Consider the following 18,968-nt stretch of genomic DNA (forward strand, 5'->3'; position numbering starts at 1 on the left):
GTCACGCCTCCGGTGCAGCCGCCGCGGGAAAAATAGCGGATAATTGCGGCTTTCATCTTAAGCCCAGATTTTATCCGAGGACAAGCGCGATGGACTTTAGCATAAAAGCCTGTGATTGGACCAAAGGCTCGACGAACGGTTTCCTGACCGGGAAATCCGATTGCATCGTGATCGGTGTGTTCGAGTCGCAAACGCTGTCGGGCGCCGCGCTGGAGATCGACGCGGCCACCAAGGGCCTGCTCACGCGCGTCATCAAGGCGGGCGACATGGACGGCAAGGCGGGTACCACGCTGTTCCTGCACGAGGTGTCGGGCATCGGCGCGTCGCGCGTGCTGCTCGTCGGGCTCGGCAAACAGGACGCTTTCAGTCAGAAAGCCTACGGCGAGGCGGTCCGCGCCGCATGGCGCGCGCTGCTCGGCACGAAGATCGTGCAGGTCACGTTCACGCTCGCGCAACTGCCGGTGCTCGAACGCACGGCCGACTGGTGCGTGCGCGCCGCGATCCTCGCGCTGCGCGAGCTGACCTACCGCTTCACGCAACTGAAGAGCAAGCCGGACAACACGCCGCGCGCGTTGAAGCGCATCGTGTTCAGCGTCAACACTGGTGACGAGAAGGCCGCCAAGCTCGCCGCCAGGCAGGGCGGCGCGCTCGCCAACGGCATGGACCTGACGCGCGAGCTCGGCAATCTGCCGAGCAACGTCTGCACGCCGACCTATCTGGCGAACACCGCGAAGAAGCTCGCGAAAGACTGGAAGCTGAAGGTCGAGGTGCTCGGCGAGAAACAGTGTGAAGCGCTGAAGATGGGCTCGTTCCTGTCGGTCACCGCGGGCGCGGTCGAACCGGCGCAGTTCATCGTGCTGCAGTACCAGGGCGCCGCCGCGAAGGCCGCGCCGGTCGTGCTGGTCGGCAAAGGCGTCACGTTCGACACGGGCGGCATCTCGCTGAAGCCGGGCGAGGGCATGGACGAGATGAAATACGACATGTGCGGCGCGGGCTCGGTGCTCGGCACGCTGCGCGCGGTCGCCGAGATGGGCCTGAAGATCAACGTGGTCGGCATCATTCCGGCCGTCGAGAACATGCCGTCGGGCACGGCCACCAAGCCGGGCGACATCGTCACCAGCATGAAGGGCCTCACGATCGAGGTGCTGAACACCGACGCCGAGGGCCGCCTGATTCTGTGCGACGCGCTCACCTACGCGGAGCGCTTCAAGCCGGCCGCGGTCATCGACATCGCGACGCTGACGGGCGCCTGCATCATCGCGCTCGGCCATCACAACAGCGGCCTGTTCTCGAAGGACGACGCGCTCGCGGGCGAACTGCTCGACGCGTCGCGCGAAGCGGCCGACCCGGCATGGCGCCTGCCGCTCGACGACGAGTACCAGGACCAGTTGAAGTCGAACTTCGCGGACGTCGCGAATATCGGCGGGCGTCCGGCGGGCAGCGTGACGGCCGCGTGCTTCCTGTCGCGTTTCACGGATTCGTACCCGTGGGCGCATCTCGACATCGCCGGCACCGCGTGGAAGAGCGGCACCGCGAAGGGCGCGACGGGCCGTCCGGTGCCGCTGCTCGCGCAGTTCCTGATCGACCGCGCCGGCCAATGACGCAGTGCGGTAAGCGCGCGCACGGCGCGCGGCAAGCGGGGCGGAGCGGCCGATGACGAGAATCGACTTTCACTCGAACGTCGGCGATTCGCTGCTGTACGCGTGCCGCCTCGTGCGCAAGGCGTATCTGGCGGGCCAGCCGCTCGTCGTGCTGGCCGAGCCCGCGCGCCTGCGCGCCTTCGACGAAATGCTGTGGACCTTCTCGCCGCTCGACTTCGTGCCGCACTGCATGGCGGGCACGCCGCTTGCCACCGACACGCCCGTCGTGCTGGCCACGAATCTCGACGACGTGCCGCATCATCAGGTGCTGCTCAATCTGGGCGCAACGGTGCCGGCGCAGTTCGCGCGCTTCGAAAGATTGCTCGAAGTGGTCGGTAACGCACACGAGGAACTCGCTGCGGGCCGCGAGCGCTATCGCTTCTATCGCGATCGCGGCTATGCTTTGAACAACTACAAGCAGGGCGGCTAGTTCGTTGCGCTGCGCGTCATGGCCGCGAGGAACGCGGCATGCGGACCGCCTGCCCTGGCTTCGACTCAAACACGGAGAGCGCACGTGTCCGATCCCCACGACAATTCGATTCCGGTCCTGAACGAGGTCCTCGTGCCGGGCCGCGCGCGCGAGCCGCGCGAGGCGTCGACCGATACCGCCGCGCCTGCATCCCAGCCGGGCGCCGAGCCCGCAAGCCCAGCCGTCGCGCAACCGGCGGCGGTGCCCGAGCCCGCTTCCCGCACGGAGCCCGCGTTCGTGCCACCGCCCGCGCATCGAGCCGACCCGACGCTGGCGCCCGAGCCGGTACTCGCGCCCCAACCGGTGCCCACGCCCGAGCAACTGAGTTCGCCGGAGCCCGTGCTCGTGCCGGAGCCGATGCCGACGCGAGAAGCCCCGCATGCGGCGGAGCATGAGCCTCTCGCGCAGACCGAGCTTCATCAGCCGCACGTGGCCGATCACACGCACCCGAGAAAACACGCACGGCCGCATCACGGCATTCATGTGCGACATGGGCATGACGACTTGCATGAGGACGTGGAGGTGTCGCCCGGCGTGTTCGATCGTACCGAGCCCTTCATACCGCTCGAAGCCGGCGCGACCGTGCCGCCGGATATCGACCATGAAGGCGCGCACGAAGCCGCTCCCGCTCGGCCGACACTCGATGCCGACGCGCTCGCCGCACGTTTGCACGGACGCTTCCAGCGTTTTCTGACGGGCGAGGGGCGCGGCATCATCGAGGCGCGCTGCCGCGATGCAGTGCAGCAGCACACCAGTCTGCTCGTGAGCCAGATCACGCGCGAGGTCGCGCAGACGCTCGAAGCCGAGATGACCGACTGGGTACGTGAAGCGGTGGAAGAAGAAATCGCGCGGCGCTCGCGTTGACGCCGCGGTGACCTGAGAGCGCCGTTATTTGAGCGTCAGCACCCAAGCCGCCAGCGTGGCCGCCTGATCGGGCGTCAGTTGCGTGTTCGCGGGCATCGGCACGGTTCCCCATACTCCGGTGCCGCCATCGAGGATCTTGCGCTTCAGATAGGAGGCGGCGTCGTTGCGGCCCGCATAGCGGGCTGCAACGTCGTGCAGCGCCGGCCCCATGAACGGGCGAGTGACCGAGTGGCAGCTCATGCAGTTCTTCTGCTGGGCGAGCGCGAGCCCGGCTGTTTCGGCTCGGGCTGCGGGACTGGCGGCGCTCAATGCGGCGGCGAGCGCAACAGTGGCTGCCACGGCTGCGTACGACATCGATTTCATTATGGTCTCCGCCAGTGCAGATGCCCGGCTCGTGGTGCACGCATTATAAGAGCAAAGGGGCGCACGGATTTTCGTGCGCCCCTTGCGTTTTCGCGTAACGTGGCGGCGGGTTATCCCTGTCGGGGCGGGCCACGCCGGCCGCGGTCATTACCCCGTCACCGCCCCTCGATTCGCCGGCTGCGCGAGCGCGAAATACTTGGCCATCACGCCGCGTGTGTAGCGCGGCTCCGGCGCCTGCCATGCGGCGCGGCGGCGCTGCAGCTCGGCATCGTCGATGTTCAGTTGCAGCAGCAGCTGGTGCGCGTCGATCGTGATCGAATCGCCCTCCTGCACGAGCGCGATCGTGCCGCCGACGAACGCCTCCGGTGCGACGTGCCCAACCACCATGCCCCAGGTGCCGCCCGAGAAGCGGCCGTCGGTGATGAGCCCGACCGATTCGCCGAGCCCCTTGCCGATGATCGCCGAGGTCGGCGCGAGCATTTCCGGCATGCCGGGGCCGCCCTTCGGGCCAAGGTAGCGCAGCACGACGACGTCGCCGGCGACGATCTTGTCGGCGAGGATCGCTTCGAGCGCGCTCTGCTCGTCGTCGAACACGCGCGCCGGGCCCGTGATGACGGGGTTCTTGAGCCCGGTGATCTTGGCGACCGCGCCGTCTTCGGCCAGATTGCCCTTCAGGATCGCGAGATGGCCTTCGGCGTAAAGCGCCTTGTCGATCGGGAAGATTACCTGCTGATCGCTGCGCGGCTTGGCTGGTACGTCCTTCAACTCCTCGGCGATCGTTTTGCCGGTGATCGTCATGCAATCGCCGTGCAGAAGCCCGGCGTCGAGCAGGATCTTCAGCACCTGCGGAATGCCGCCCGCCTTGTGCAGATCGGTGGCAACGTACTGGCCCGACGGCTTCAGGTTGCAGATCACCGGCACTTTTTTGCGCATGCGCTCGAAGTCCTCGATCGTCCATTCGATCTCGGCCGCGTGCGCGATCGCCAGGTAGTGCAGCACCGCGTTGGTCGAGCCGCCGGTCGCCATGATCAAGGCAACCGCGTTTTCGATCGACTGCTTCGTGATGATGTCGCGCGGCTTCAGATCCTTCTTGACGGCTTCGACGAGCACACGCGCCGATTCGGCGGCCGAGTCGACCTTCTCCTGGTCGGGATTCGCCATCGTCGACGAATACATGAGCGACATGCCGAGCGCCTCGAACGACGAGCTCATCGTATTGGCCGTGTACATGCCGCCGCACGAACCGGTCGACGGACACGCATTTTTCTCGATGCCCTCGAAATCCTCCTGCGACATGCGGCCCGCCGTGAATTCGCCGACCGCCTCGAACGACGACACGATCGTCAGATCAGTGCCTTTCCAGTTGCCCGGACGGATCGTGCCGCCATACACATAGATGCCCGGCACGTTCATGCGCGCGAGGCCGATCATGCCGCCCGGCATGTTCTTGTCGCAGCCGCCGATCACGACCACGCCGTCCATCCATTGCCCTTGCACGCAAGTCTCGATGCAATCGGCGATCACCTCGCGCGACACGAGCGAGTACTTCATGCCCTCGGTGCCCATCGACATGCCGTCCGAGATCGTCGGCGTGCCGAAGGTCTGCGGGTTCGCGTCGGCGCGCCTGATCGCGGTGACGGCCGCGTCGGCGAGACGCTGCAGGCCGGCGTTGCACGGCGTAATCGTCGAGTGGCCATTGGCGACGCCGATCATCGGTTTGTCGAAATCCTCTTTCTGGTAGCCGAGCGCGTAGTACATCGAGCGATTCGGTGAACGCGCGATGCCTTGCGTGATGTTCTTCGAACGACGGTTGTAGGCCATGGGGAGCTCCAGTCTGGCTGTTCTGATGAAAGCGCGCGGCGGCGTCCGCGCGCGCATCCGTTCAGTGTAGTTCCGCCAGACCGTGCAAGCCGGCGGTTTTGCGTGACACGCGTCGTGTGTATTATTCGCGGTTGTTCAGGTCGTAAAATATATTAATCATGCTGCCGACGATCCCCGACCTGCGTCAGTTGCGCTATTTCGTCACCGTCGCCGAGGAAAAGCACTTCGGGCGCGCGGCCGCGCGTCTGTCGATGACGCAGCCGCCGCTGTCGCAGGCGATCCGCGCGCTCGAGGAGACGCTCGGCGTCGAGCTGTTCGCGCGCACCAAGCGCTCGGTCGAGTTGACGGCGGTCGGCGCCGATCTGTTGCCGGAGGTGCAGCGGCTGCTCGCGGCCGCGGAAGGGCTCAGGCCGCTCGCGCAGAGCCTCGCGCGCGGCGAGGCGGGCGTGCTGTCGCTCGCGTTCGTGTCGACTGCGGATTACGGCCTGCTGCCGCTGCTGCTGCGCGATTTCGGCGCGCGGCATCCGCGCGTGCGGCTCGAACTGGCCGAGGCGACCAGCGACGTGCAGGTCGAGGAACTGGTGGCCGGGCGTATCGACGCGGGTCTGGTGATCGCGCCGCTGCCGTCGCGGCATGCGGCGCAGCTGTCGTGGCTGCCGATCGCGCGCGAGCCGCTCGTGATCGCGATGTCGACGGAGATGGCGCAAGGCTTGCGGGGCAGCGTGAACGCAAACGGCAAGGGCAGCGCCGCCGAAGACCCCGCCGCCGAATGGCTCGACATGCCCGTCAGCCTGCGCGATGTCGCCGACGCGCCGCTCGTGATCTTCCCAAGGCGTCTCGCGCCAGGCTTTTATGACATCATTATGGATTGCTACGGCGTTGCGGGCCTCGCGCCACGGATCGGCCAGGAGGCGATCCAGATGCAGACCATCGTGAGTCTCGTGTCGGCCGGCATGGGCGTCGCGCTGGTGCCGCAATCGTTGCGTAACCTGCGGCGCACGGGCGTCGTGTACCGGCCGCTGTCCGAGTCGGTGCCCGCGATCGAGACGGGCCTCGTCTGGCGCAGCGACGAGGTCAGCCCGGTGCTGGCGGGCTTCATCGACATCGTGCGCGCGCATGCGGCGAGCGTCGCGTCGCGTGTCTAGATCCCGCTTCTGATTCCCTGTAAAAACTGCTTTCGAACCTGAACTGCCCATAACTACACGATGCTCATTCACCCCAATTTCGACCCTGTCGCCATTCATCTGGGGCCGCTCGCCGTGCGCTGGTATGGCTTGATGTACCTCGTCGCGTTCGTCGCGGCGATCGTCGTCGCCCGGCTGCGGCTGCGGCTGCCGTACGTCGCCGCGCAAGGCTGGACCGCGAAGGATATCGACGACATGCTGTTCTACGGCGTGCTAGGTACGATCCTCGGCGGCCGGCTCGGCTATGTGCTGTTCTACAAGGCGAGCTTTTATTTCGCGCATCCGCTCGACATCTTCAAGGTCTGGCAAGGCGGCATGTCGTTTCACGGCGGCTTTCTCGGCGTGACGATCGCGATGATGCTGTTCGCTTATCAGCGCAAGCGCTCGTGGCTGCAAGTCACCGACTTCGTCGCGCCGATGGTGCCCACGGGCCTCGCGGCGGGGCGCCTCGGCAACTTCATTAACGGCGAGCTGTGGGGCCGCGTGACCGAGCCGTCCGCGCCGTGGGCGATGCTGTTTCCCGGCGCCGCGCCTGACGACGCCACATGGCTCGCCGCGCATCCGCAACTGGCCGCGCAATGGCATCTGAACGAAGTGTTCGCGCAATATCACATGCTGCCGCGACATCCGTCGGAGCTGTACGAGATCGCGCTCGAAGGCGTGGCGCTGTTCTTCGTGCTGATCTTTTTCTCGCGCAAACCGAAGCCGCTCGGCGCGATTTCCGCAATGTTCCTGATCGGCTACGGCCTGGCGCGCTTCACGGTCGAATTCGCGCGCGAGCCGGACGATTTCCTCGGCCTGCTCGCGATGGGACTGTCGATGGGTCAATGGCTGTCGCTGCCCATGATTCTCGCGGGCATCGGCCTGATGGTGTGGGCGTATCGCCGTGGGCGTCGCGAGCAGGCGCAGGCGGTTGGCGCGAACTGAGCGGCGCTCGGCTAGCGTAGCGAGCGTTGCATGAAAAAACGCCACGGCATCGATGGATGCCGTGGCGTTTTCAGTTTGGGCTTGCGCTTGCGCGTCACTTCATCTGCACCGACCCCGACACGTTGACCGTCACCGTCGACGTGCCGCCTTCGAGCGACAGCGGCGCGCTCTTCGCGTCGGCGCCCATCGCGCGTGCGCTCATCATCATCATCGGACGCGGCATCACGCCGCTGTGATTCACGTTGACCTCGCGGATCGAATAGCCGCTAAAGCCGAACGCCTGCGAGGCCGCCGCGGCCTGCTCGCGAAACGATTTGATCGCCTCGCCGCTGAGCCGCTGTTCGGCCGCGCGCTGCGCTTGCGGCGACAGCGAGAAACGCACGTTGCCAACCTGCATGATCGATGCCATCTGTCCGGCGAGCTTCGATGCCGCGGCAAAGTCGCGCGATTCGAGCACGACTTCCGTGCGGCCGCGCCACGTCGAGATGCGTCCGTCGCGATCCGTCGACGGGAAGATCGAGAACGCGCCCGAGCGCGCGGTCACGCCGCTGACGCCGCGCGCTTTCTGCAATGCCGCGTCGGCGCGTTCATTCAGCGTCGACGTCAGCGACGACGGCTCGCTCGCTTCCTGCTCGTAAAACAGCGTGATTTCGACTTCGTCCTGCGGGACTTCCGCGCTCGCCTGCGCATTCAGCGACAGCACGCCCGAAGGCTGCGGCATCATGGTCTGCGCTCGAGCGGGTGCAGGGTTCAGTGCGAGTGCCACAGGCGCGCCCAAGGCGAGCGCAAGTGCGAGGGACCGTGCGGTTTTTGTCGTCATGACTGGAATCCTTGTTTGAACAGGTTGTGCACGTTCGACGCGAGCGCCGGGTGTGGCGCGCGGTTTGACGGATGCGCTGGCGAATGCATCGGCTTGCCGTCGAGCGGCCGGTTCGAGTTCACGCTTTCGTCGACCGATTAGGCGCGTTTTACCGACGCTTGGTTCCCCAATTAATGCTTCGCCGCCGCATCGGAAACGATGACCTGGATGCGATCACGACAGGTGCCGCGTCGCGCGTTCGCCCTTAAACCAGCTGTTTGGTGATGAAGCGCCATTCGGCTTCGGTCACCGGCGTGATCGACAGGCGATTGCCTTTGGCGAGCACGCGCATGTCCTGCAATTCGGCATGCTCGCGCAGCGCGGCAAGCGGAATCAGCCCGATTTTCTTCTTGAACACGACGTCGACGAGCATCCAGCGCGGCGTTTCCGGCGACGATTTCGCGTCGTAGTACGGACTCTTTTTATCGAACTGCGTAGGGTCCGGATACGCGGTCGACGAGACCTCCGCGATGCCCGCGATGCCGGGCTCCGGACAGCTCGAATGATAGAAGAGCACGCCGTCGCCGACCTGCATCACGTCGCGCATGAAGTTGCGCGCCTGATAGTTGCGTACGCCGGTCCACGGCAAGGTGCGATGAGGAGCGTTGGCGAGGTCGTCGATGCTTGCTTCGTCCGGTTCGGACTTCATCAGCCAGTAGCGCATGAATCGGAGTGAGCGTGTGAGATTGAACGAAGCGCTACAACAGCAGGCGCGTACGGAAAAGCCCCTGAAAAAGGCGCTCAAACGAAAAAACGACGACCAAAGAAAAACGGCATCGAACCGAAGTCCGATGCCGTTCCAGATAAGGTCCCCGCCTTAGCCGCTAGGCCGGCATCCTGAACCGAGGGTTCAGAATTGGTCGCAGTTAGCAACACTTCGGGTACATCAGACTGAGTGACGCGCACACCCGTGCTACAAATTTCCGCAACCGTGCACATGGCATTGGTTCAAGGAATGTATGACCTTGGCGAACCAGGCAGGGAAGCTAAACCGATGAAGCTACAACCCAAACCGTTCAACACGTGACCGGTTCGAAACCGGCCCACTACTGCTTACTGCAAGCTGTACTGCTCGATCACAGTACCTAGCTGTTCGTTCATTTGCTGCATTGTACGCCGGATTTCTTCAGCAGGAAATGCTTCTCCGTGTCGCACGCTGCTTTGCAGCTTAAGCAGTTCCGATGCCAGCGACAGCGCAGCCATCACCGCGATGCGATCGGTGCCGCGCACGTTGCTGCCGCTGCGGATTTTCTGCATCTCGGCGTCGACGCGCGCGACCGCCTCGAGCAGCGCGCCTTCCGTTTCCGGCGAACAGGCGAGACGATAGGGTACTTCGAGAATCGATACTTCGATCTGCTTGGTGGTCATGCGCTTTCTCCGTGTCGGCTCACGTCGCTTTCCGCTTCCTCGTGTTCGGGCTGGGCGGACTCGAGCAGATCGAGCTGGTTATCCGGTTCGCTGCTCGCGCGTGCGCGCGGCAATTTTTCGAGAATCGCATTCAGGCGCACCTGAGCGTCGTCGATCTTGGCGGACAGCGCGTCGCGTTCCGCCTGCAGTGCGTCGCGCTCTTCGCGCAATTGCGCGAGTTCCGCATGCGTGGCTTGCACTTCGGCACGCGTTTGCGCGAGCTGCTCTTCGAGCGCGAGCCGCGCTTCGTTGTGGCGCTGGCTGATCGCAATCAGCTTGCCGATGTTCTGGGAGAGTGATTCGAGTTCGGTGAGCATGTGCTGCGTCCTCTAAAGACATCGCATTTTAGCGCGGAATATTACAGGTTCCGACAATTGTCTCGTTTCGAGACGTAACAGCATCGCTTCGTGCACGTTCGTTGGGTGTCGCGTCGTCGACCATAAGATAAAAACCGGCAATCCATCCGACAATAACCTGCATTCAACAGAACCGATTGCGCTCCGGTCGACCTTTCTTGACGCCCCGCGAGGCCGCTCCTAAACTTCCCGCACTCTGGTGCCCGCGCGCGCTTTTCGGCGCGCGCAGTTAAACGGGAAGCAGGGCGCGCGCGGTGCCAAAACCGGATGCGCGAACCTGCGCTGCCCCCGCAACGGTAAGCGACCGCATGTGATGTGCTCATGCAGGTCGGTCCTGGTCGCAAGGTTGGAAGTTCAACGTGCGAGTGTGCCACTGCGCGTCACGCGTGGGAAGGCGGATCGATGTGTCGTAGCCCGGATACCGGCCAGAAAAGAGGGACGTCCCCCCGCGAAAACGCTAAACAAGGGGGCGCCTCGTGACGCGACGGCCTGCGGGGAAGCAGGCCGCGCACGCTATCCACAGGAATGTCATCCCATGCTGTCCCCCATCGCCCGCGCAACGCTGCTCGCGTTCGCGAGCCTGCCGCTCGTCGTGCATGCGCAAAGCGCCGAGCCTGCGTCTTCATCGTCCGCGACGGATGCAACCGCTGCGAGCGCCGCAAACGTTGCCGACGCGGCCAATCTCACTTCCACCGATGCGTCGGGCAACCTGCTGTCGCCGATCGTCGTGACCGCGCAACGCGGACCGCAAGCGTTGCGCGATGCGATCCCGCAGACCACGCGGTTCGATCAGCAGGACATCGCCGACACGACCGCGACCGATCTGCCCGGCCTGCTGCAACTCGCGCCAGGCGCGCAAATCTCGCGCACGGGTGGCCCCGGTTCGACCACGAGCCTCTTTCTGCGCGGCGCATCGTCGACGCAATCGCTGCTGCTGATCGACGGCGTGCGCGTCGATTCGGTGAGTCTCGGCTCAGCTCAACTCGCACAGATTCCGCTCGATCAGGTCGATCACGTCGAAGTGGTGAACGGCAACGTGTCGGCGTTGTATGGCTCGGGCGCAATCGGCGGCGTCGTGCAGGTGTTCACGAAAGACGGCGGCGATCATCCGCCGCGTTTCAATTTTTCGGTCGGCTACGGCAGCTATCGCACGCAGACGCAAACGGCCGGCGTGAACGGCGCGCTCGATCAGGACGGCCGCACGACTTTCAATATTTCGCTCGCGCGCACGAAGGACGACGGCTTTTCGTCGCTCAATCCGCTCGAGGCGCCGAACGCGAATCCGAACGCGAACGGCAATCTGAACGAGAGCATCAGCGCGTCGCTGCGTCACAAGTTCACCGACAGGTGGGACGCGGGCGTCAGCTACTTCCAGTCGAACAACGACAACAGCTACGACAATGCGTACGGCGAGCCCACCGATCTGAACAATCTCTATAGCAAGGTGCGTCAGGTGTCGGTATTCGCGAACGGCAAGCTGACCGACTGGTGGACCACCCACGTCACGCTCGCCGAGGGCGACGACCGCAGCGTGTCGAACACCAATGGCATCTACAACGGCCGCTTCGATACCGACAATCGCCAGTACACGTGGCAGAACGATTTCGCGCTCGCCGCGAACCAGAAGCTGCAACTCGGCTACGAGCATCTCGACCAGACGCTCGACTCCGACACGTTCGCCGCGCCCGACCGTCACGTCGATTCGGTCTTCGCGGGCTACAGCGCGCGCTTCGGCCGCAACCAGTTTCAGGCCAACGTGCGACGCGACCAGTACTCCGATTTCGGTGGAGCGAACAGTTACTATCTCGGCTACGGATTCGACATCACGTCGCGCTGGAAGGTAACCGCAAGCTATTCGGATGCGTTTCGCGCGCCGAGCTTCGACGATCTGTACTATCCGATCAGCGGCAATCCGTCGATCCAGCCCGAGCGCAGTCATTCGGTCGAAGCCGGTTTGCAGTACGCGACCGATGCGCTCGGCGTGATGCGTCTGAACGCATTTCAGACGCGCTATACGAATCTGATCGACTACGTGCAGACGATCCCCGGCATCTACCTCGCGGAGAACGTCGGCCGTGCGAAGGTGCAGGGACTCGAGGGATCGTGGAGCGGTCATGTCGGTAAGACCGACGTGCGCGCAACGGTGACGCTGCAGAACCCGGTCGATCTCGACAACGGTACCGACCTCGTGCGGCGCGCGCGTCGGTTCGGGTCGTTCGCGATGAATCGCAGCATCGGTGGATGGCGGGTTGGCGGCGAGTGGATCGTCAGCGGTCCGCGCACCGATAGCACGGGCAACCTCGGCGGTTATGGCATCGTGAATCTGTCGGCGCGCTACAACGTCACCAAAGCGTGGTACGTCAGTGCGCAAATCGACAATCTGTTCAACAAGGATTATGAAACGGCCTACTCGTATAACTCGCCGCGACGCGGTGCGTATGTCACGCTCGGCTGGCAGCAGCAGTGACGCGCGCGCCGGGTTGGCCGCATGCGTGAGCGCACGCGGATGAGTCGCGCGTCCGCTTCGCTGCGCGCCGCGATGGCGACGCCGCGCCCGATGAACGCGAAACGCGCGGCCGCGATCTGGCTCGGGCTCGCGCTCGCCGCCGTCGCGGTGCTCGGCGCGTCGCTGGTGCTCGGCAGCGTGCCGCTCGCGCCGTCGCGCGTGCTTGCGGCGCTCGTGCCGACGCACACGTTCGGCGGCACGGGCAGCGACGATCTCGCCGGCGAAATCGTGCGTACGTTGCGTTTGCCGCGCGCGCTCGCGGGCTTCGCGTGCGGCGCGTTGCTCGCGCTCGCCGGCGCGCTGCTGCAGGTGCTGCTGCGCAATCCGCTGGCCGAGCCATACGTGCTCGGCGTGTCGGGCGGCGCGGCGACGTTCGCGCTCGTTGCGATGATCGCGGGCGGCGCATGGTGGATCGTCGATGCGAGTGCGTTCGCGGGTGCGTTCGTGTCGATCCTGCTGGTGCTCGGCCTCGCGCGTCGCGAGCTATGGCGCGGCGAGCCGCAGGACACGTCGCCCCGTTTGCTATTGACCGGCGCGGTGATCGCGGCCGGGTGGGGCGCGCTGATCACGCTGCTGCTCAATCTCGCGCCCGACAGCCGTCTGCGCGGCATGCTGTTCTGGCTCACCGGCGACCTCAACGGCGGCGCGCTGCCGTGGACCGCGCTGATGGCGCTCGCGCTCGTGCTGCTTGCGATCGTGCCGGCCGCGCCGCGTCTGAACGTGTTGCTGCGCGGCGACGCGGCCGCGCAGGCGTTGGGCGTCGCCGTGATGCCGCTGCGTTTGCGTGTGTACCTGGTCGCGTCGCTGGCGGCGGCCGCGGCGGTGACGACCGCGGGCACGATCGGCTTCGTCGGTCTCGTCGTGCCGCACATGCTGCGGCTCGCGTTCGGCAACGATCAGCGCATGCTGCTGCCGGCGGCCGCGCTCGGCGGCGGTGTCGCGGTGATGGGCGCGGACCTGATCGCGCGGACCGTGATCGCGCCCGCGCAATTGCCGGTCGGCGTGATCACGTCGCTGGTCGGCGTACCGGTGTTCCTGTGGATGCTGCTCAAACGCCGCCGATGATACGAGCCAAACCCAGCCCCACCTGTTCGATGCTGAGCACGCAGCGCCTGACGTTGCGCGCCGGCGCGCGCACCTTGCTCGAGGCGTTCACGCACACGTTCCAGGCGGGCGAAATCTGGTGCATCGCCGGGCCGAACGGCGCGGGCAAGACCACCTTGCTATCGACGCTGGCGGGGCTGTTGCATCCGGCGGCGGGCCATGTCGAACTCGATGGCGTGCGCGTGGCCGACTGGCAGCCGCTGCCGCTCGCACGGCGCCGCGCGCTGATGCCGCAAAGCGCGGCCGATGCGTTCAACGCAAGCGTGCTCGACATCGTGCTGCTGAACCGCTTCCCGCATCTGGGCGGCTGGGGCTGGGAGCGCGACGAGGATCGCGCGGCCGCGCGAGCGGCGCTCGAACGGCTCGGCCTTGCGGACTTTGCGACGCGCGACGTGCTGTCACTATCGGGCGGCGAGCGTCAGCGCGTTGCCCTCGCGGCGGTGCTGTGCCAGGACGCGCCGCTGTTGCTGCTCGACGAACCGTTGTCGCATCTCGACCTGCATCATCAGGTCGACTGTCTCGAAGCGCTCGTCGCATGGACGCGCGAACCGCGCCGTAGTGTGCTGTTCTCGTGCCACGACCTGAACCTCGCGCGCCGCTTCGCGACGCACGCGTTGCTGCTCGACGGCGCGGGCGGCGCGTATGCGGGCCCGGTGCGCGACGTGCTGACGCCCGCGTTGACGAGCCGCGCGTTCGGCTATCCGCTGATTCTGATTCGCGACGGCGAGCACGAGGCGCTGATACCCGCGCCGCGCGCGCGTCACGAATCGCCTGCCGGCCATGACGCACAGTCAGGCTGATATTTATTCCTATCCCTTGTTTCGATCACACCTATGACTCGCATCCCACACCCAGCCGGTTTGCCCGAAGTCGCGCCGCTCGATCAGACGCTGCGCGCCGAGCTGCAGCGGATCATCGATACGCGCACCAAACCGCCCGGCAGCCTCGGCCGGCTCGAAACGCTCGCGCGCCAGATGGGCCTGATCCAGCGTAGTACGCGTCCCACCGTGCAGCGTCCCGCGATGATCGTTTTCGCGGGCGACCACGGCATCGCCGCCGAAGGCGTGAGCCCCTATCCGCAAGCGGTGACCGCGCAGATGGTCGCGAACTTCATCGCGGGCGGCGCGGCGATCAACGCGCTCAGTCGCGTCGCGGGTCTCGAACTCGAAGTGGTCAACGCGGGCATCGCGACGCCGCTGCCGTCCACGGACCGACTCGTCGACATTCCGGTCGGGCCCGGCACGCGCAACTTCGCACACGAAGCCGCGATGACGCACGCCGAAGCGCTCGCCGCGATGCAGGCGGGCGCCGCGCGCGTGCGTCATCACGCGGCGCTCGGCACGAACGTGATCGGCTTCGGCGAGATGGGCATCGCGAACACCTCGGCGGCCGCGTGTCTGATGAGCCGCCTGTGCGGTGTGCCGATCGACGACTGCGTCGGCCGCGGCACGGGTCTCGACAATGCCGGACTCGCGAAGAAGCGCAACGTGCTCGCGGCGGCGCTCGCGCGCCATGCGGATGCACGCGCGCCGCTCGACGTGCTCGCGACCTTCGGCGGTTTCGAAATCGCGATGATGGCGGGCGCGTATCTGGCGGCCGCCGAGGCGCGCATGACCATCCTCGTCGATGGCTTCATCGCGACGTCCGCGCTGCTGGTCGCCGATGCGTTCTCGCCCGACGTACGCGAGTACTGCGTGTTCGCGCATGCGTCGAACGAGGCCGGGCATCGGCGCATGCTCGGTCATTTCGGCGCGCAGCCGCTGCTGTCGCTCGACATGCGGCTCGGCGAAGGCACGGGCGCCGCGCTCGCGGTGCCGTTGCTGCGCGCGGCGGTGGCGTTCGTCAACGAGATGGCCAGCTTCGATTCGGCGGGCGTCGCCGATCGCGAACCGTGAAGCGCACGAGCACGCGCTTCGCGATAACGCGAAGCTCGGCCCGCAGCGCCGTGAAGCTGCACTTGCCACGTTCATGAACCCGCTCGCGGAACTGCGCTATTTCTTCACGGCGCTCGGTTACTTCACGCGCGTGCCCGTGCCGCGCTGGGTCGGTTTCGAGCCGCATTATCTGAACGCCGCGGCGCGCTATTTTCCGCTCGTCGGCGTGTTGGTCGGCGGCTTCAGCGCGCTCGTCTATCTGGCCGCGCTGCGCGTGTTTCCGGCGAGTGTCGCGGTGCTGCTGTCGATGGCCGCGTCGCTCGTGGTCACGGGCGCATTTCACGAGGACGGTCTCGCCGATTGCATCGATGCGTTCGGTGGCGCCTATACGCGCGACGATGCGCTGCGCATCATGCACGACTCGCGCATCGGTGCTTTTGGTGCCATCGCGCTCGTGATCGCCCTGGCGATCAAGTGGCAAACGCTCGCGGCGTTGCCACCGCTGCGCGCCGCAAGCCTGATGCTTGCGGCGCATGGCGCGAGCCGCGCGTGCGCGATCAGTTACCTGGCCACGCTCGACTATGTGCGCGCGGCCGGCAAAGCCAAGCCGGTCGCGCAGCGTTTGAGCGGGCCGGCGCTGTTGTGCGCCGCGCTGTTCGGGCTGCCGTGGCTGCTGTGGCCGAACGGCCCCGGCGTGCCCGACTGGCGTTTCGCCGCGCTCACGTGTGCTGTGCTGTTCGCGCTGCGCTTTGCGGTGGGCCGTTATTTCGTCAGACGCATCGGCGGCTATACCGGCGACTGCCTCGGCTTCGCGCAGCAGATCTTCGAATTGAGCATCTACCTGGTGGGGCTTGCATGGATATCGTCCTGATTCGACATCCCGCTGTCGCGCTCGAGGCGGGGATTTGTTACGGCCATAGTGATGTCGCGTTGGCGGAAAGCGCCGAGGTGACGTCCAATGCGTTGGCGGTGAAGCTCGCGAGCTTGCAGGTGCCGGCGCCGCGTGTGCTGATCACGAGTCCGCTTACGCGCTGCGCCGCGCTAGCGACCGAGATCGCGAACGACTTCGGCTGCGTGGTCAGCCACGACGAGCGCTTGAAGGAAATGGATTTCGGCGAGTGGGAAGCGCAGCGCTGGGATACGATCGATCGCGCGCTGCTCGACGACTGGGCCGCCAATTTCGAACATGCGCGCGCGCACGGCGGCGAGAGCGTCGCGCAATTCGTCGCGCGTGTGCGAGCGTGGTTCGATGCGTTCGCGCTGACGCGCGAGCTGTCGCCCGCATACGTGGTCACGCACGCGGGCGTGATGCGCGCGATCGCGTCGTGGGTGCTGGAGGTGCCGCTCGCGCATTGCCTGCAGTGGTCGCTAGATATGACGGGGATCGTCTGGTTGCGACGTAACGACGAGACGTTGCAGTGGTCGCTCGTGCGATGGAATGCGTGACCCGCGTGGTCATCCGGAAAACCGATCCTTTTTTCTCGCCACGCGCGGCGCCGTCATGGCGCGGGCTGCTTGCTGCGCGAGCGCGCCAGTTCGAGGTCCTCGCACAGTTGCCGCGCGCCTTGCGCGATGCGCGGCGCGGGGCGATTGATCAGATCGCCGTCGATCGCAAACAGGTTGTTGTTCGCGACGGCCGCGAGGCCCGGCCATGCGCGCCATGTGTCGAGTTGCGGCAGCATCGTGTCGGGCCGCGTCGCGCCGGGCGCGGCGGTGACGATCGCCTGTGGATTCGCCGCGAGCACCGCTTCGATCGACACGGTCGGCACGAGCGGCTGCAGGTCCGCGAACACATTGCGGCCGCCGCATAGCGTGATCACGTCGCTGATCATGTGCTCGCCGTTGAGCGTCATCAGCGGCCGGTCCCATACCTGATAGAAGACGCTGACGGCCGGGCGGTTCGCATACCGCGCGCGCAGACGGGCGATGTCGTCGCGGAAGGCGGCCGCCGCCGCATCCGCGCTCGCCGATGTGCCGAGCAGCCGGCCGAGCCTGGTCAGCGACACGGCGATATCGTCGAGACGGCGCGGCTCGCTGAAAAAGAGCGGCACGTGTAGCTCGCGCAAGCGTTCGAGCTGGCGCTGCGCGTTGCCATGCCGCCATACGACGATCAGGTCCGGTTTCAGCGCGACGATGCGTTCGAGGTCGAGCGCCTTGTTGTCGCCGACGCGCGGGAGTTGCTTCGCTTCGGGCGGATAGTCGCTGTACGACACCGCGCCGACCATCTTCGGGCCGCCGCCCGCGGCGTACAGCAATTCGGTCACGTGCGGGGCGAGGCTGATCACGCGCCGCGCGGGCGCGGCGAGCGTGACGGTCGCGCCGCTGTCGTCGGTGACGGTGATCGCGGCGTGCGCGCTCAGTGCGGTCAGCGCGAGCGCTGCGGCGCCGAACCAATGGATGAAGCCATGCGCGGGCGGGGCAAAGCGGATGGAACGTGCAAAGCGGATCATCGGAGGAGGGCGGATCACGAAGCGTTGAGCGGCTTGGGTGCGAAGGTCACTGCGCTAACTCGACCGCGCGGTATCGATCGAGTCAACCGCCTGTTGCAACTGTTGCTCGAAGCGGGTCCATTCGGCTTCGTCGCCCGGCAGCCCGAAGCGCACACTGGCCGATGGCACCCGAAGCGATGGCGGAAAAAGACGCGTCCACACGCCGCGCCACGCGAGCGCTTCATGCAACGCGGCGGCGCGCGCATCGTCGGTCCATGCGAAAAGCGGCGTGCCGCGTGTCGCGAAACCGTGCGCATGCAACAGCCCGGCAAGCCGCGCGCTGTCGCCGATGAGCCGCTCACGCATGCGCGTTTGCCACGCGGCATCGTCGAACGCGGCGCTCACCGCATGACGCGCGGGACCGCTGACGGTCCACGCCCCCAGCCTGTCGTGCAAATCGGCGAGCAATGCGGGCGCGCCCAGCACGAAGCCGGCGCGCACACCCGCGAGTCCGAAGAACTTGCCGGGCGAGCGCAACACGACGAGCCCGTCCCGGTGCGTATGCGCCGCCAGCGACGCGACCCGCGCGGCCGGCAGCGTATCGGCGAACGCTTCGTCGACGAGCAGCGTGCCGCCGCGTTCGCGCAACTGCGCGTGCCAGTACAGCAGCCTGGCGGCATCGATATGCGTGGCGGTCGGATTGTCGGGGTTGACGATCGCGACGTGCGTGAGCGCGGCGGGCAGCGTGTCGCGATGCACGTCGAGCGGCGCGACCGCGTGTCCGGCGCGCGCGAACGCGGGCGCGTACTCGCCGTAGGTCAGCGGCGCGATGCCGACCGTCGCAGGCGACAGCAACGCGGGCAGCGCGCGAATCGCCGCCTGGCTGCCGGCGACGGGCAGCACGTGCGCGGCATCGGGCGCGCCGTAGTAGCGCGCGGCCCGCTCGGCGAAGCCGTCGCCTTCGTCGGGCAAACGGCGCCACGCGTCGGCGGGCAGCGGCGGCACCGGATAGCCGTGCGGATTGATGCCGGTCGACAGATCGAGCCACTGCGCGTACGCAATGCCGTAGCGCGCCGCCGCTTCGTGCAGGTTGCCGCCGTGCGCGATCGGGCCGCTTGCGGCGTGCTCGCGCGGTTGCGTCCAGTCGGTCATGCGCTCATCCCAT

Annotated in this window: 19 protein-coding genes, 1 other RNA gene and 1 riboswitch; of the genes, 11 read left to right on the forward strand and 9 right to left on the reverse strand. The window is 66.3% G+C overall.

Annotated features, from left to right (window positions below; all coding sequences use genetic code 11):
• Positions 1–89 precede the first annotated feature (89 nt).
• From HDG33_RS00315 to HDG33_RS00325, 3 genes are all read left to right on the forward strand, one after another.
• Positions 90–1,601 (forward strand): leucyl aminopeptidase, encoded by a 1,512-nt coding sequence (locus HDG33_RS00315; protein ID WP_184021029.1) that lies wholly within the window; start codon positions 90–92, stop codon positions 1,599–1,601.
• Positions 1,602–1,653: 52 nt separating this feature from the next.
• Entirely contained in the window at positions 1,654–2,070 is a 417-nt protein-coding gene (locus tag HDG33_RS00320) for a DNA polymerase III subunit chi (RefSeq protein ID WP_184021031.1), read from the forward strand.
• 84 nt (positions 2,071–2,154) lie between these two features.
• A complete protein-coding gene (locus HDG33_RS00325) occupies positions 2,155–2,973 on the forward strand; it encodes a DUF2486 family protein (protein WP_184021033.1) in 819 nt (272 codons plus the stop codon).
• Positions 2,974–2,997: 24 nt separating this feature from the next.
• Here the strand turns inward: HDG33_RS00325 and HDG33_RS00330 are convergent, their stop codons facing one another.
• Both HDG33_RS00330 and ilvD read right to left on the reverse strand, forming a co-directional pair.
• Positions 2,998–3,336, reverse strand: a complete 339-nt coding sequence (locus HDG33_RS00330; protein WP_184021035.1) for a c-type cytochrome — start codon at positions 3,334–3,336, stop codon at positions 2,998–3,000.
• A gap of 147 nt (positions 3,337–3,483) precedes the next feature.
• Entirely contained in the window at positions 3,484–5,157 is a 1,674-nt protein-coding gene (ilvD, locus tag HDG33_RS00335) for a dihydroxy-acid dehydratase (RefSeq protein WP_184021037.1), read from the reverse strand.
• A gap of 158 nt (positions 5,158–5,315) precedes the next feature.
• Between ilvD and HDG33_RS00340 the strand changes: the two genes are divergently transcribed.
• On the forward strand, positions 5,316–6,302 hold the full coding sequence (locus HDG33_RS00340) for a LysR family transcriptional regulator (protein WP_184021039.1): 987 nt from the start codon (positions 5,316–5,318) through the stop codon (positions 6,300–6,302).
• Between the two features lie 60 nt (positions 6,303–6,362).
• Positions 6,363–7,268 carry a prolipoprotein diacylglyceryl transferase gene (gene lgt / locus HDG33_RS00345; RefSeq protein ID WP_184021042.1) on the forward strand — a complete coding sequence of 302 codons (906 nt, stop codon included), beginning with the start codon at positions 6,363–6,365 and terminating at the stop codon, positions 7,266–7,268.
• Between the two features lie 94 nt (positions 7,269–7,362).
• On the opposite strand, the gene HDG33_RS00350 is transcribed toward lgt, so the two are convergent.
• From HDG33_RS00350 to HDG33_RS00370, 5 genes are all read right to left on the reverse strand, one after another.
• Entirely contained in the window at positions 7,363–8,088 is a 726-nt protein-coding gene (locus tag HDG33_RS00350; protein ID WP_184021045.1) for an SIMPL domain-containing protein, read from the reverse strand.
• 244 nt (positions 8,089–8,332) lie between these two features.
• Complete coding sequence (locus HDG33_RS00355) at positions 8,333–8,791, reverse strand: EVE domain-containing protein (protein ID WP_090803419.1); 459 nt, start codon at positions 8,789–8,791, stop codon at positions 8,333–8,335.
• Positions 8,792–8,932: 141 nt separating this feature from the next.
• Positions 8,933–9,114: non-coding RNA, 6S RNA (gene ssrS, locus HDG33_RS00360), on the reverse strand.
• Between the two features lie 66 nt (positions 9,115–9,180).
• A complete protein-coding gene (locus tag HDG33_RS00365; RefSeq protein WP_184021048.1) occupies positions 9,181–9,495 on the reverse strand; it encodes a cell division protein ZapA in 315 nt (104 codons plus the stop codon).
• Positions 9,492–9,851 carry an ATPase gene (locus HDG33_RS00370; RefSeq protein WP_184007785.1) on the reverse strand — a complete coding sequence of 120 codons (360 nt, stop codon included), beginning with the start codon at positions 9,849–9,851 and terminating at the stop codon, positions 9,492–9,494. Before HDG33_RS00370 ends, HDG33_RS00365 begins: the two co-directional genes overlap by 4 nt.
• Positions 9,852–10,070: 219 nt before the next feature.
• Positions 10,071–10,335, forward strand: a riboswitch (cobalamin riboswitch).
• 90 nt (positions 10,336–10,425) lie between these two features.
• On the opposite strand from HDG33_RS00370, the gene HDG33_RS00375 reads away from it, so the two are divergent.
• The 6 genes from HDG33_RS00375 (at position 10,426) to cobC (ending at position 16,820) form a co-directional block, all read left to right on the forward strand.
• Positions 10,426–12,357, forward strand: a complete 1,932-nt coding sequence (locus tag HDG33_RS00375; protein ID WP_184021051.1) for a TonB-dependent receptor domain-containing protein — start codon at positions 10,426–10,428, stop codon at positions 12,355–12,357.
• A 39-nt stretch (positions 12,358–12,396) separates the two neighbouring features.
• Positions 12,397–13,461 (forward strand): iron ABC transporter permease, encoded by a 1,065-nt coding sequence (locus tag HDG33_RS00380; protein ID WP_184021054.1) that lies wholly within the window; start codon positions 12,397–12,399, stop codon positions 13,459–13,461.
• Between the two features lie 29 nt (positions 13,462–13,490).
• Positions 13,491–14,300: an ABC transporter ATP-binding protein gene (locus tag HDG33_RS00385; protein WP_409258946.1), complete on the forward strand. Its 810-nt coding sequence runs from the start codon at positions 13,491–13,493 to the stop codon at positions 14,298–14,300.
• 33 nt (positions 14,301–14,333) lie between these two features.
• A complete protein-coding gene (cobT, locus tag HDG33_RS00390) occupies positions 14,334–15,395 on the forward strand; it encodes a nicotinate-nucleotide--dimethylbenzimidazole phosphoribosyltransferase (RefSeq protein WP_184021057.1) in 1,062 nt (353 codons plus the stop codon).
• A 73-nt stretch (positions 15,396–15,468) separates the two neighbouring features.
• On the forward strand, positions 15,469–16,245 hold the full coding sequence (locus HDG33_RS00395) for an adenosylcobinamide-GDP ribazoletransferase (protein ID WP_184021060.1): 777 nt from the start codon (positions 15,469–15,471) through the stop codon (positions 16,243–16,245).
• Positions 16,230–16,820 carry an alpha-ribazole phosphatase gene (gene cobC, locus HDG33_RS00400; protein ID WP_184021063.1) on the forward strand — a complete coding sequence of 197 codons (591 nt, stop codon included), beginning with the start codon at positions 16,230–16,232 and terminating at the stop codon, positions 16,818–16,820. Before HDG33_RS00395 ends, cobC begins: the two co-directional genes overlap by 16 nt.
• A gap of 53 nt (positions 16,821–16,873) precedes the next feature.
• Here cobC and HDG33_RS00405 read toward each other — a convergent pair whose 3' ends face one another.
• On the reverse strand, positions 16,874–17,824 hold the full coding sequence (locus HDG33_RS00405; protein WP_184022805.1) for a cobalamin-binding protein: 951 nt from the start codon (positions 17,822–17,824) through the stop codon (positions 16,874–16,876).
• Between the two features lie 54 nt (positions 17,825–17,878).
• Positions 17,879–18,955, reverse strand: a complete 1,077-nt coding sequence (gene cobD / locus HDG33_RS00410; protein WP_184021067.1) for a threonine-phosphate decarboxylase CobD — start codon at positions 18,953–18,955, stop codon at positions 17,879–17,881.
• Between the last annotated feature and the right edge of the window lie 13 nt (positions 18,956–18,968).

Origin of the sequence: Paraburkholderia sp. Cpub6 (assembly GCF_014201065.1) — a bacterium.
Classification (GTDB): domain Bacteria; phylum Pseudomonadota; class Gammaproteobacteria; order Burkholderiales; family Burkholderiaceae; genus Paraburkholderia; species Paraburkholderia tuberum.